Origin of the sequence: Xanthobacter wiegelii (assembly GCF_043193855.2) — a bacterium.
Taxonomy (GTDB): domain Bacteria; phylum Pseudomonadota; class Alphaproteobacteria; order Rhizobiales; family Xanthobacteraceae; genus Xanthobacter; species Xanthobacter flavus_A.
Window position 1 is genome coordinate 3231813 of sequence record NZ_CM195529.1, and the last position, 12627, is coordinate 3244439.

At 68.2% G+C, this 12627-nt stretch carries 12 protein-coding genes; 2 read left to right on the forward strand and 10 right to left on the reverse strand.

Features of this window, described 5'->3' with window-relative positions; translation table 11 throughout:
- Positions 1 to 22: 22 nt before the first annotated feature.
- From hpxZ to V5F63_RS15035, 10 genes are all read right to left on the reverse strand, one after another.
- Positions 23 to 412, reverse strand: a complete 390-nt coding sequence (gene hpxZ / locus V5F63_RS14990) for an oxalurate catabolism protein HpxZ (protein WP_394102800.1) — start codon at positions 410 to 412, stop codon at positions 23 to 25.
- 11 nt (positions 413 to 423) lie between these two features.
- Positions 424 to 1857, reverse strand: coding sequence for an AtzE family amidohydrolase (locus V5F63_RS14995; RefSeq protein ID WP_394102799.1), 1434 nt, complete (start codon positions 1855 to 1857; stop codon positions 424 to 426).
- 7 nt (positions 1858 to 1864) lie between these two features.
- Positions 1865 to 2074, reverse strand: a complete 210-nt coding sequence (locus V5F63_RS15000) for an AtzG-like protein (RefSeq protein ID WP_209483471.1) — start codon at positions 2072 to 2074, stop codon at positions 1865 to 1867.
- A gap of 8 nt (positions 2075 to 2082) precedes the next feature.
- On the reverse strand, positions 2083 to 3834 hold the full coding sequence (locus tag V5F63_RS15005) for a dipeptide ABC transporter ATP-binding protein (RefSeq protein WP_394102798.1): 1752 nt from the start codon (positions 3832 to 3834) through the stop codon (positions 2083 to 2085).
- Between the two features lie 10 nt (positions 3835 to 3844).
- Positions 3845 to 4732: an ABC transporter permease gene (locus tag V5F63_RS15010; RefSeq protein WP_209483475.1), complete on the reverse strand. Its 888-nt coding sequence runs from the start codon at positions 4730 to 4732 to the stop codon at positions 3845 to 3847.
- On the reverse strand, positions 4729 to 5742 hold the full coding sequence (locus V5F63_RS15015) for an ABC transporter permease (RefSeq protein WP_209483478.1): 1014 nt from the start codon (positions 5740 to 5742) through the stop codon (positions 4729 to 4731). Before V5F63_RS15015 ends, V5F63_RS15010 begins: the two co-directional genes overlap by 4 nt.
- A gap of 191 nt (positions 5743 to 5933) precedes the next feature.
- Positions 5934 to 7556: an ABC transporter substrate-binding protein gene (locus V5F63_RS15020; RefSeq protein ID WP_394030691.1), complete on the reverse strand. Its 1623-nt coding sequence runs from the start codon at positions 7554 to 7556 to the stop codon at positions 5934 to 5936.
- A gap of 239 nt (positions 7557 to 7795) precedes the next feature.
- Positions 7796 to 8644 carry a CDP-diacylglycerol--serine O-phosphatidyltransferase gene (pssA, locus tag V5F63_RS15025; protein WP_394030693.1) on the reverse strand — a complete coding sequence of 283 codons (849 nt, stop codon included), beginning with the start codon at positions 8642 to 8644 and terminating at the stop codon, positions 7796 to 7798.
- Positions 8644 to 9345 carry a phosphatidylserine decarboxylase gene (locus V5F63_RS15030; RefSeq protein ID WP_394030695.1) on the reverse strand — a complete coding sequence of 234 codons (702 nt, stop codon included), beginning with the start codon at positions 9343 to 9345 and terminating at the stop codon, positions 8644 to 8646. Before V5F63_RS15030 ends, pssA begins: the two co-directional genes overlap by 1 nt.
- A gap of 143 nt (positions 9346 to 9488) precedes the next feature.
- Positions 9489 to 10475 (reverse strand): AraC family transcriptional regulator, encoded by a 987-nt coding sequence (locus tag V5F63_RS15035; RefSeq protein WP_209483485.1) that lies wholly within the window; start codon positions 10473 to 10475, stop codon positions 9489 to 9491.
- A 130-nt stretch (positions 10476 to 10605) separates the two neighbouring features.
- On the opposite strand from V5F63_RS15035, the gene V5F63_RS15040 reads away from it, so the two are divergent.
- A complete protein-coding gene (locus V5F63_RS15040; RefSeq protein WP_394030699.1) occupies positions 10606 to 11373 on the forward strand; it encodes a 3-hydroxyacyl-CoA dehydrogenase in 768 nt (255 codons plus the stop codon).
- A gap of 37 nt (positions 11374 to 11410) precedes the next feature.
- The gene (locus tag V5F63_RS15045; protein ID WP_394102797.1) at positions 11411 to 12601 is read left to right on the forward strand and encodes an acetyl-CoA C-acyltransferase; all 1191 of its coding nucleotides are present in this window, start codon (positions 11411 to 11413) and stop codon (positions 12599 to 12601) included.
- The last annotated feature ends 26 nt before the right edge of the window (positions 12602 to 12627 follow it).

Sequence of the window (12627 nt, forward strand, 5' to 3'; positions counted from 1 at the left end):
AACGTCGTAGGCCGGCGGCGCTCTACGCCGTCGGCTCGTCGATAACGGAGACATGGGCGCCCACCACGCGCCAGCCGTCCGGCTGTCGCACCCAGGTCTGCTGCTGGCGCCCGACCTTGCCCGGCGCGTTGTCGCGATAGAACAGGGTGGAGGCGACGGCGAAGTCCCGCCCGTAGGTGGTGATGACGGTCTGCGCGAGATCGCGCGCGAGGCCAACCGGCGAGCGGCCGCGACGAAAGGCGCGGATGGCGTCCATGCCATAGAGGTTCTCGCCGCCGCCAAAGCGGATGGTGCGCGGATCGTCATGGAACAGCGCTTCCAGCGTCTCCACGTCGTTGCCGACGAGCGCGGCCTCATAGCGCGCGAACGCGGCCTCAACCTCGGCCTTCACCTCGGGAATGTCGATCTCCAACGGGTCCTCCTTCACAGGGTTGCGGCTGGGGTTGCGGCCACGCCCAGCCGCTCCAGTTCCGCCGCAACACGCAGGGCCATATCCTCGCGCCACGGCGGGGCGATGACCTGCACGGCGATGGGCAGGTCAGGCGCCTCGCCCACCGCCACCCGCACCGGCACGGCCACGACGGGCAGACCGATAAACGAAATGGGCTGGGTGAACAGGCCGAGATTCGGTCGCACCAGCATCTCCTCGCCATCGAGCACAAAAGTCTTCTGCCCCAGCTTCGGCGCCCGGCAAGGGGTCGCGGGGGCGAGGAGCACGTCGTACCCCTCGAACAGCTTCAGCATTTCGTCCCGGAAGTGCCGGCGGAAGCGCTGCGCCGCATCGACCCACGAGGCGGGGATGGCGAGGCCGGCCAGCAGCCGGTCGCGCACGGCGGGATCGAAATCCTCCGGCCGGACGGCGAGCCGCCGCGCGTGCAGGCTCGCGCCTTCGGCTGCCGTGATGATGTAGGCGGAGGCGCGGGCGCGGGCGGCATCCGGGATGTCCACCATGTCGCGCGCGCCGAGCGCGGCGGCAACCGCATCCACCGCCGCGAAAACCTCGGGCTGCGCCTTGGCGCGGAACCAACCGCCGGCGATGGCGATGCGCAGACCGCCGATTCCCTCACCGATCAGCCCGGCAACGGGCTCGAACGGACGCGGCGTCTGGCCCGGATCGCGCGCGTCCTCGCCCTGCATGGCGTCGTAGGAGAGCGCGAGATCGGCGACGGAGCGGGCGAGCGGGCCGAGATGGTCCAGCGCCGTCACGAAGGGAAAGCTGCCGCCCCGCCCCAGCCGGCCATAGGTGGGCTTCAGCCCGAACGTGCCGCACAGGGAGGACGGCACGCGGATGGAGCCGTTGGTGTCGGAGCCCAGCGCAAGGGGCACCATGGCTGCAGCCACCGCCGCCCCGGTGCCGCCGGAGGAGCCGCCGGACATGCGGGTCAGATCGTGCGGATTGCGGGAGGCGCCGTCATGGACGTTCTCGCCGGTGAAGTCATAGGCGTATTCGCCCATGTTGAGCCCGCCGACGAGGATGGCCCCGGCCGCCTCCAGTTGCGCCACCAGAAAGGCGTCCTGCGTGGACGGGTGACGCTCCCGGTTGATTTTCGAGCCGGCGCGAGTCGGCAGGCCCGCGATGTCGAACAGGTTCTTCACCGCGAACGGTACACCAGCCAGCGGCCCCAGCGGCGCACCGGCCGCACGGGCAGCGTCGATACGGTCCGCACGGGCGCGGGCGCGCTCGGCGATCACGTCGGTGAAGGCGTTGATCGACGGGTCGACAGCCGCGATGCGCGCCAGCGTCGCCTCGATGACGGCCCGGGCGGTGACGGTGCCGGAGGCTACCGCGGCGGCGATCTCGGCCGCTGTCGCACCGGCGAGGCGGGTGGCGTCGGGAACGGGGACGGGCGCGTTCATGACCACCTCACGGACGATAGACGGGGGCCGGCTCCTCGGCATCGCCGAGGTCCAGGCTGCGGACGAGAGTCGCCGCATCGGCGATGCTGCGCAGATAGGCGAGCGCCTCCGTGCGCCATTCGGGGCGCGCGGTGATGCCATGGGCGGAGAGCGCGCCGTCGAGAAGCTGCGCGAGGGCGGCGTCCTCGACCTTGGGCAGGGTGGTTTCGGTGGCCATGGCGTGCCTCAGACCGGGGGATGGGGAATGGCGGCGATGAGTTCGCGGGTATAGGCGTCCTTGGGCGCCTCCAGCACCTGTTGCGCGGTGCCCTCCTCCACGATCCGGCCTTGCCGCATCACGATCACCCGGTCACACAGAAGGCCGACGACGTGGAGGTCGTGGGAGACGAAGAGATAGCTCATGCCGAGCCGCTGCTTCAGCTCCTCCAGCAGGTTCAGGACCACGGCCTGCACCGACACGTCCAGCGCCGCCGTCGGCTCGTCGAGAATGACGAGATCGGGGTCGAGCGCGATGGCGCGGGCGATGCCGACGCGGGCCTTCTGGCCGCCGGAGAGCTGATGCGGGAAGCGCTCCAGCAGGTTCTGCGGCAGGCCGACCATTTCGGCCAGCTCTGACACGCGGGCATCGAGCTTCGCGCCTCCGGAATAGCCCCCCATGCGCAGCAAGGGATCGGCAATCGCGCGGGCGGCGGTGTAGCGCGGATTGAGGCTCTCGGTCGGATCCTGGAACACCATCTGGATGCGCTTGCGCATGGGATGGTGAGCGAAGTCCTTGGCGGGGATCGCGCCGATATCCTCGCCCGCGAAGGTGATCTTGCCCGCCGTGGGATCGATGAGGCGCATCACCATGGTGGAGGTGGTGGACTTGCCGCAGCCGCTCTCGCCCACGAGGCCGACGCTCTCGCCGCGCTTCACCTCGAAGGAGATGCCGTCCACGGCGCGGAAAATGGTCTCCTCCCGCGTCAGGGGCTTGCCTTTGAGCTTGGCGAGGAAGGCCGAGGGCGCGCCCTGGCGGGGATATTCACGGACGAGGTTTTCGACGGTGAGAAGCGTTTCCCCGGTCCCGGTCGCAGGCGCGGGCGTCGCGGCCGGAGCGGCTGCGGCCTCGCCTTCCGGCAGAAGATCCTTCAGCGTGATGCCCGGGCGCGGCGTCGCCCGCATGAGCTTCTTGGTGTAGGGGTGCTGGGGATCGCGGAAGATGCGCTCGGCGGGGGCCGTCTCCACCACCTTGCCCTTCTCCATCACCATCACCGTGTCGCAATAGGTGGCGGCGAGGCCGAGATCGTGGGTGATGAGGATGGTGGACATGCCGCGCTCGCGCGTCAGCTCGGTCACCAGGTCCATCACCGCCTTCTGGGTGGTCACGTCGAGGCCGGTGGTGGGCTCGTCCGCGATCATCAGCTGCGGCCGGCAGGCCAGCGCGAGCGCGATGACGATGCGCTGGCACATGCCGCCGGACAGCTCGAACGGATAGGCGTGGTAACGATCCTCCGGCCGGGCGATGCGCACCTGCTTGAGGATGTCGATGACCTTGTGCTTCACGTTGCGCGGGTCGGCCTGGACATGCTGGAGCAGCACGTCGCCGATCTGCGCGCCCACGGTGCGGATGGGGTTCAGCGCCGCGCGCGGGTTCTGGAAGATCATCGACATTTCGCGACCGCGCAGGTCGCGCATCTCGCTCTCGGGGGCGTGGGCAACATCGATGCCCGAGAACGTGATGGTGCCTTCCGCGATGCGGCCGGCGCGGTCGAGGATGCGCATCACGGTGTAGGACGTGACCGACTTGCCCGAGCCGCTCTCCCCCACGATGCCCAGCGTCTCGCCCTTGCCCAGGGTCAGGTTCACCTGACTGACCGCGGTGACGATGCCGCGGCGGGTGGCGAACTCGACGGTGAGGTCGCGCACCTCCAGCAGCGGGCCGCTCGGCGTTTCGGAGGACTTGGCGGCGTGTTCCTTCACGTCCACAACTCCATGCATGGCGGCCTCCTCAGGTGCGGCGCTGGGGATCGACGATGTCGCGCAGACCGTCGCCCAGGAGGTTGAAGCAGAAGACCGCGAACATGAGCGCGAGGCCGGGGAACAGCGCGATCCACCATTCGCCGGAGACGATATAGGCCGAGCCCTCAGCCACCATGATGCCCCACTCGGGCGTCGGCGGACGCACGCCGAGGCCGATGAACGAGAGGCCGGCCGCGTTCAGGATGGCGTAGCCCATGGTCAGCGACATCTGCACCATCATGATGGGCATGATGTTGGGCAGGATGGTCGTCAGAAGGATGCGCCATTCGGAATTGCCGGTCAGCCGCGCCGCCTGCACGTAGCCGGCATTGCGGCGGATGGCGGCTTCGGACTTCGCCACGCGCACATAGAGCGGGAAGTTGATGATGGCGGTGGCGATGACGATGTTCGTCACCGTGTTGCCCAGCGCCGCCACGATGCCCATGGCCAGCACGAACAACGGGAAGGCCATGATGGTATCGGAGATGCGGCCGATGATCCGGTCCGTCCAGCCGCCGAAGAAGCCGGAGGCGATGCCCGCGACGCCGCCCACGGCGAACACGAGCGCCACCGAGAAGATGGCGATGGCCATGTCCAGCCGGCTCGCCACCACCACGCGCGAGAAGATGTCGCGGCCGAGATTGTCGGTGCCGAACCAGTGCGCCGCCGAGGGCGGCTGCAGCGCCGCCGCCGTGTCCGAGGCCAGCGGATCATAAGGGACGATGAACGGCCCGATCGTGGCGCACACCACCAGCACCAGGAACATGCCGAAGGCGATGCCGGTGACGGGATTGTCCGAGATCACATAGCGGGCGTGGGCGAGCGTGGCGGCAAGGCCGCCGGGCGCCTTCTGGGTGTCGGCCGTGGCGAGGGTCATGCTTCGCTCCGCGCGCGGGGATCGATGATGCCGTAGGCAAGGTCGATCAGGAGGTTGAGGATCACGTAGAGGATCGCCATGGCGAGCACGAAGCCCTGCACCGGCGCGTAGTCCGAGGTAATCAGCGCCTCGACCGCGTAGGAGCCGATGCCCGGCCAGGCGAACACCTTCTCCACCAGCACGTTGGCGCCCAGCAGGAAGGAAAACACCATGCCCAGCGTCGTCACCACGGGGAGCATGGCATTGCGGAAGGCGTAGGTGATGATGACCGTGTAATCCGTCAGCCCCGCCGCCTTCGCCGTGCGCACGAACTCGGAGGAGAGCACCGCCAGCATGGAGGCGCGGGTCATGCGGGCGATGGGCGCAAGGGCGAAGATAGCCAGCGTGATCGCAGGCACCGCCAGTTGCGCCAGCGCGGCGCGGAAGGTCTCGAAGTCGCGGGCGATCAGGCTGTCGATGACATAGAAGCCCGTCACCGTCTCGGGCGCCGAGAAGAACACGTCGAGCCGCCCCAGCGGCGCCGGCGCCCACCCCAGCTTGAAGTAGAAGACATAGACCAGCAGCAGCCCGGTGAAGAACACCGGCAGCGAGACGCCGGCCGTGGTGATGATGCGGCAGGCGTGGTCGATCCACGACCCTTGCCGTACCGCCGCAATGATGCCGAAGGGCACCGCGATGAGCAGCGCCAGCACCAGCCCCGCCAGCGTCAGTTCGGCCGAGGCCGGCAGGCGGGCCGCGATCTCGGTGGCGACCGGCTGGCCGGTGGAGAGCGAAGAGCCGAGGTCGCCCTGAGCGAGGGCCGAAACATAATCGGCGAACTGGGCCGGCAAAGACTTGTCGAGGCCGAGCTTGGTGCGGATTTCGGCGATGGCCTGCGGCGTCGCGGCCGGTCCCGCGAAATAGGCCGCCGTGTCGCCGGGCAGCACGCGGGTGAGCAGGAAGGTCACGATCACCACGCCGATCAGGCTGGGCACGGCTGTGGCGAGACGACTGCCTAGGAGCTTCAGCATGGCGATATCCCTGTGTGCAAATCGGGCTACGGGGCATCGGGCACCGCAACCGGTTCTCGTCTCCGGCGGGGCGCCGGGTGTGGGGTGAGGGGCGGCACCGATGCCGGCACCCGGGCGAACCCAAAGCGCCGGCTTCCGCCCCCAGCGCCACCCCTCACGCCGCTTCCTCCCTGAAGAGGAAGAGGGATGCCTCAGCCCTTCTGGAAGGCGCGATAGTCGAGGCGGCGGTGGAACCAGTATTCGTAGCCGGTGATGTTCTTCTGCATCGCGACGTTGACGAACGGCTGGTAGAGCGGAATGCGCGGCACGTCGGCGAAGGCGAGGTCCACCATGCCCTTCACGTCCGTATCATAGGCCGCCTTGTCTCCGCTCGCCGCCGCAGCACGCGCGCCGTCGATGAAGGTGTCCATCGCCGCCGACTGGTAGCTCATGGTGTTGAAGACGGAATTCGAGCCGTGGTAGCACCAGAAGAAGAAGTATTCCGGATAGTCCAGCCAACCCGAGAACACGTTGGTGTAGAGCGGCAGAACCTTCTTGTTCAGCTCCGTGCGCCAGTTGGCACCGGGGATCTTGTTGATGGTGGTCTTGATGCCGATCTGCGCCAGATTTTCCTGGAGCAGCACGCAGATGGGCTCGTTGACGCCGGCGAAGCCGAGGTCGAAGGAGAGCGTGGTGTCGATGCCGCCGGCAAGGCCCGCCTCGGCCATCAGCTGCTTGGCCTTGGCGAGATCGGTCTTGAACTTGGTGGGCTGCGGCCAGGCCACCTTGGTGGCGGCATCCGCCGGCGCGCCGAACATGGGGCGGCCCAGACCGTAGAGCACGGCCTCCATGATCTTCTCATAGGGAATGGCGTAGGCGATGGCCTCGCGCACCTTCGGATTGTCGAAGGGCGGGTTCTTCACGTTCATGCCGATGTACTGCACGCCGTTGGAATACGGCACCGACGTGATGTTGAGCTTGCCCGCCTGCTTCAGCTCCACGAAGTCCTTGTTGGGCAGATCGTAGGAGATGTCCGCGTCGCCGCGCTCCAGCAGCGCCCGGCGGTTGCCGGCGGACGGCACCATGCGCCAGATCACGCGCTTGATCTTGGGCAGCGGGCCGCCCTTCCAGTCGTCGAAGCGCTCGAAGATGACTTCCGTGCCGGGCGTCCACTTGGTGACGCGATAGGCGCCGGAGCCGGCGGTGTTCTGCTTGGTGTATTCGAGACCCCAGGGGTCCTTCTCGGTGGCGTTCTTCTGAACGAGCCCGGAATTGATGACGCACGGCACGATGACCGCGAGATCCGGGATGGTCAGGCGATCCTTGCGCAGGAAGTCCACGCGCACCGTGTGGTCGTCAACCACAACGAACTGCTCGGGCTTCTCCAGCGAGCCGGCTTTCATCTGGAAGGTGGGAAACCCGCCCACGGAGACGGCGCGGTCCAGCGACCACTTCACGTCCTTGGCGGTCACCGGCGTGCCGTCCTGGAAAGTCGCGTTCTTCTTCAGCTTGAAGGTGACGGACATGTCGCCGATGTTCATGTCCTCGGCCAGCTCGCCCTTGAGCTTGTCGCGGTCATAGTAGCGAACGCCCTCCTTCTCGGTCATCTCGTGGGTGATGAGCCGATCGTAGGTGTTCCAGCTCGCCTCATAGCCGGGCACGTTGGTGCCGACGCCATGGATGTCGAGATTGTTCGGGCCGCTCTCCGAAACGATCAACAGCGTCTCGTTGCGGGCCTGCGCCTTCGCCGGCGAGAACACCGCTGGAGCGGCGACGCTGGTGCCGGTCGCGACGGCTGTGGCGGAGGCGGATTTCATGAATTCGCGGCGGTTCATCAGCGACGTCCCTGTGGTGGTGGTCGCCTAATGCCATTCAAGCCGCGTGCCAATTGCATACAGTTTTTTATTTTAATCGTAAAATCAATTATATAGATCCGCTGCGCCGTAGATTGCACCATGGCGCAGGGCGGAAAATGACTACAATATGTGCAGCTATGTGCGCATTGTATGCAATTAGATGCGCATCACTGCGGCAACGCTTGCCCAGCGCGTGGCCAGCAGCCGCTTGGGGAAGATCAGGAGGGCAGGACGTCCGGGTCGGCGGACGGCGCGGCGGCGCGCTCGGCTTTCCAGGCCTTCATCTGGCGCCGATAGCGCATGGTGGAGACCGGCAGCAGAGCCAGATAGAGGATGGTGCAGACGGAAAGCACGATCCAGGGATAGCTCGCCAGCAGCGCGAAATAGATGGCCACCGCCACGAACAGCGGCAGCACCATGTCCCGCCGCACCCGCCGCCCCAGCGTCTTGCCGGACCAGGCGGGCACCGTGGAGATCATCAGGAAGGCAATGGCCAGGCAGTAGACCAGCGCGATCAACGCGCTCACCCGCCCGTGGGGAAGGCCGATCAGCTCCAGGTAAACCGGCAGCAGCACGGTGATGGCGCCGGCCGGGGCCGGGATGCCGGTGAAATAGTCGCCCGCGAAGGGCGGCTTGTTCGGGTCGTCCAGCATCACGTTGAACCGCGCGAGGCGAAGCGCTGCGCAGATGGCATAGGCCAGCGCGGCGATCCAGCCGAACGAGCCGGCTTCGTTGAGGCCCCAGAAATAGAGCATCAGCGCCGGCACGCAGCCGAAGTTCACGAAGTCGGCAAGGCTGTCCAGCTCCGCCCCGAAGCGGGAGGTGCCTTTCAACGCCCGCGCCAGCCGCCCGTCCACGCCGTCGAGGATGGCGGCGAAGACGATGGCCGCCAGTGCCAGCTCGATCCGCTCCTCGATGGCGAGGCGCACGGCGGTGAGGCCGGAGCACAGGGCCAGCAGTGTCACGAGATTGGGCAGCAGAACCCGGATCGGCACCTTGCCGATGCTGCCGCCAAGGCGCGGCCGGGGCCGGCCTTCGGGATCGAACGGGGGAAAGGGCGTTTCCATCAGCTCACCCGGTAGGCGGTCTCGCGCTGCTGCGGCTGGGAGAGATCGCACAGGACGGTCTCGCCCGCCACCGTCAACTGGCCCTCGCTGACCAGCACGCGCGACCCCACGGGCAGATAGACGTCCACGCGCGATCCGAAGCGGATCAGGCCGAAGCGCTCGCCGGCACCGATGGATTCGCCCTCGCGCACGAAGGAGACGATGCGGCGCGCCACGAGGCCGGCGATCTGCACGCATCCCACCCGGCAGTAGGGGGTGGAGATGATGAGGCCGTTGCGCTCATTGTCCTCGCTCGCCTTGTCGAGGTCGGCATTCAGGAAGAGGCCCGGCTTATAGGCGATGCGCTCGATGCGTCCGGTCACCGGCGCGCGGTTCACGTGGACGTTGAACACGTTCATGAAAATCGACACGCGCAGCAGCGGCTCGTCCGAAAGGTCCAGCTCCCGCGGCGGCCGCGCCAGCCCCACCTGCGAGACCCGTCCATCCGCTGGCGCGATGACGAGGCCCTCGCGCACCGGCGTCACGCGCTCCGGGTCGCGGAAGAACAGCGCCGTCCAGATGGCGAGGCCGAAGCCGATCATGCCGAAGAAGGTGGAGAAGGCGAACAGCACGAGCGCGATCACCACCGCGATCGCGATGAAGGGATAGCCCTCGCGATGGACGGGAACGAGCGTCTTGCGGATGCTGGCAATGATCGACAACAGCTTACTCCAGGGCGCACCGGTCGGCGCCGGCCGGCGCCGCGGCGCCAGAAGTCAGGTTTCCACCGGCGCCGGGACGCCGGGGTTTGCGCACAGGTAGTCAGCCGCCGGCCCGCCGTCAAATGGCGGAACGCCGCTCTTCCTCAACGCCCCGCACGTCGGAAGGCGCCGGGGCTCGCGCCTGTCCATTTGCGGAAAGCCCGGTGGAAGGCGCTCGGCTCGGAAAAACCCAGATCCGCGGCGATCTCCCCGACCGGCCGGTCGGTGCCACGCAGCAGATCCTCGGCCTTCATCCGGCGCAGGTCGTCCTTGATGTCGCGATAGGCGGCCCCCTCCTCCGCCAGCCGCCGCCGGAAGGTCGAGGCCGGCAGGCGCAGTTGGCGGGCAAGGTCCTCGAAGGAGGGCCAGGCCGCAGCCGGCTGCTCCCGCAGGCGCGCACGGACCCGTGCCGCCAGCCCCTCGTCGTGCCGGTAGCGCACCAGGATGTTGGCCGGCGCGCCGCGCAGGAAATCGCGCAGCGCCCGCTCGCTGCGGTGGGCCGGGAGCTTCAGGAAGGCGGCATCGAAGGCGAGCCGGCTTTCCGGCGCATCGAACCGGACCGGCGCGCCGAAGAACAGGCGGTAGTCGGCCCCGTGCTCCGGCGGTCCGCAGCGGAAATCCACCTGCCGCAGCGGGATGCGCCGGCCTACCAGCCAGCAGGTGATGCCGTGGAGGATGATCCAGTAGGTGCGATAGGCGAAGGCCGAGCGCGCCGCACCTCTGTCCACCAGCACCACCGACGCAAGACCATCGCCGACGACGAGTTCGCCGCTCGGGTCCTCCAGCACCACACGCAGAAAGCGCAGCGCCCGCCGCAGGGCTTGCTCCAGCGTTCCCGCGCCCATGAGGGCATGACAGAGCAGGGTAAAGCTGCCGCAGCGCATGGGGCGGGCGGCGAGGCCGAAGAATTCATCGTCCAGCGCCTCGGCCGCCGCCGTCCACAGCGCGCCGTATTGTTCGGCCGAGACCGCCTCGGTCACCGGCAGCGCGAGCCCCGCCCGTGCGAGCACCGGACCGGTCTCGATCCCCTGCGCCGCGAGGCAGCCCAAGGCATCGTCCACAAAGGTGCCGGAGATCATGCGCCGTTCCACGGCGTGCTCCCGTATGGCAAAAACGCTCACATCAATAGATCGCTAGTGTCATCGAATGTCACTCGGCTTTTCTGCTAGACGTGAGTCAACGGCCGCTCAAGCGGCGGCATGTCTCCCTGGGAGGGGCACCATGAAGATCGAAGGGCGCGTCTTTCTCGTCACCGGCGGCGGCTCGGGCCTTGGCGCGGCGGTGGCGCGGATGGTGGTGGACAACGGCGGCCGCGTCGTCCTCGTCGACATCAACGCCGACGCTGGCGCCGCCATGGCCGCCGAACTCGGCGACGCCGCCCGCTTCCAGCGCGCCGACGTGAGCAGCGAGGCCGACGGCAAGGCGGCCGTGCAGCTCGCCCTCGACAGCTTCGGCCACGTTCACGGCCTCGTGAACTGCGCGGGCGTCGCTCCCGGCGAGAAGGTGATCGGACGCGAGGGCCCGCATCGGCTGGACAGCTTCGTGCGCGGCATCACCATCAATCTCATCGGCACCTTCAACATGCTTCGGCTCGCGGCCGACGCCATGGTGAAGGAGCAGCCGGACGCGGACGGCGAACGCGGCGTCATCATCAACACCGCCTCCATCGCCGCCTTCGACGGGCAGATCGGGCAGGCCGCCTATGCCGCCTCCAAGGGCGGCGTTGCGGCCCTCACGCTGCCGGTGGCCCGCGAGCTTGCGCGCTTCGGCATCCGCGTCCTCACCATTGCGCCCGGCATCTTCGAGACGCCGATGATGGCCGGTCTGCCGCAGGATGTTCAGGACAGCCTCGGCAAGAGCGTTCCCTTCCCCTCGCGCCTCGGGCGGCCGTCCGAATACGCCGCGCTGGTCAAGCACATCTGCGAGAATTCCATGCTGAACGGCGAGGTCATCCGCCTCGACGGCGCGCTGCGCATGGCGCCGCGCTGACCCCCGACGCCCTCCTCCCTCTCCGGAGACAAGACCCATGACGGCTTCCGACCCCATCGTCATCGTCGGCACCGCCCGCACGCCCATGGGCGGCTTTCAGGGCGACCTCAAGGATGTCGCCGCAACCGCGCTCGGCTCTGCGGCCATCGGTGCCGCCCTCTCCCGCGCCGGCCTCGCGCCGGATCAGGTGGAGGAAGTCGTGTTCGGCTGCGTGCTGCCGGCGGGCCTCGGCCAGGCGCCGGCCCGGCAGGCGGCTCTGGGCGCGGGCCTTCCGCTCGCGACCGGCGCCACCACGGTCAACAAGATGTGCGGCTCCGGCATGAAGGCGGCCATGTTCGCCCATGACCTCCTCGCCGCTGGCTCCGCCTCCGTCGCCGTGGCGGGCGGCATGGAGAGTATGACCAACGCGCCCTACCTGCTGGACCGCGCCCGTGGCGGGTACCGCATGGGGCATGGACGGGTCATCGACCACATGTTCTTCGACGGGCTCGAGGACGCCTACGACAAGGGCCGCCTCATGGGCACCTTCGCGGAGGAGTGCGCGGAGGCCTATCAGTTCACCCGCGAGGCGCAGGACGCCTTCGCCATCGCCTCGCTCACCAAGGCGCAGAAAGCCATGGCCGATGGCGCCTTCGACAGGGAGATCACCCCCGTCACCGTTAAGGCCGGCAAGGCGGAGCGCGTGGTGGCGGCGGACGAGCAGCCGCCCAAGGCGAAGCTGGACAAGATCCCGACGCTGAAGCCCGCCTTCCGCGACGGCGGCACGGTGACGGCGGCGAACTCCTCCTCAATCTCCGATGGCGCGGCCGCGCTCGTGCTCATGCGCCGATCGGAGGCGGAAAAGCGCGGGCTCACCCCCCTCGCCGCCATCGTCGGCCATGCCACCCACGCGCAGGCGCCGAACCTGTTCACGACGGCCCCCATTGGCGCAGTGCAGAAGCTCGCCGACAAGACCGGCTGGGACCTGAAGGACGTGGACCTGTTCGAGATCAACGAGGCGTTCGCCGTGGTGCCCATGGCCGCCATGCGCGATCTCGGCCTGCCGGAGGACAAGGTGAACGTCCATGGCGGCGCCTGTGCGCTGGGCCATCCCATCGGTGCCTCGGGCGCGCGGGTGATGGTGACGCTGCTGGCGGCACTGGAGCGCTACGATCTCAAGCGCGGCATCGCGTCCCTGTGCATCGGCGGCGGCGAGGCGACGGCGGTCGCCATCGAGCGGCTGAGCTGAGGCCGCGTCCACCGCTCGGCAGCAAG

What these genes read in the sequence shown, in the direction of transcription:
- pssA (WP_394030693.1), bottom strand. Translation starts at nt 8,644, where the DNA reads ATGGAAACGCCCTTTCCCCCGTTCGATCCCGAAGGCCGGCCCCGGCCG.
- V5F63_RS15045 (WP_394102797.1), top strand. Translation starts at nt 11,411, where the DNA reads ATGACGGCTTCCGACCCCATCGTCATCGTCGGCACCGCCCGCACGCCC.
- V5F63_RS15040 (WP_394030699.1), top strand. Translation starts at nt 10,606, where the DNA reads ATGAAGATCGAAGGGCGCGTCTTTCTCGTCACCGGCGGCGGCTCGGGC.
- V5F63_RS14995 (WP_394102799.1), bottom strand. Translation starts at nt 1,857, where the DNA reads ATGAACGCGCCCGTCCCCGTTCCCGACGCCACCCGCCTCGCCGGTGCG.
- V5F63_RS15020 (WP_394030691.1), bottom strand. Translation starts at nt 7,556, where the DNA reads ATGAACCGCCGCGAATTCATGAAATCCGCCTCCGCCACAGCCGTCGCG.
- V5F63_RS15005 (WP_394102798.1), bottom strand. Translation starts at nt 3,834, where the DNA reads ATGCATGGAGTTGTGGACGTGAAGGAACACGCCGCCAAGTCCTCCGAA.
- V5F63_RS15000 (WP_209483471.1), bottom strand. Translation starts at nt 2,074, where the DNA reads ATGGCCACCGAAACCACCCTGCCCAAGGTCGAGGACGCCGCCCTCGCG.
- V5F63_RS15010 (WP_209483475.1), bottom strand. Translation starts at nt 4,732, where the DNA reads ATGACCCTCGCCACGGCCGACACCCAGAAGGCGCCCGGCGGCCTTGCC.
- V5F63_RS15015 (WP_209483478.1), bottom strand. Translation starts at nt 5,742, where the DNA reads ATGCTGAAGCTCCTAGGCAGTCGTCTCGCCACAGCCGTGCCCAGCCTG.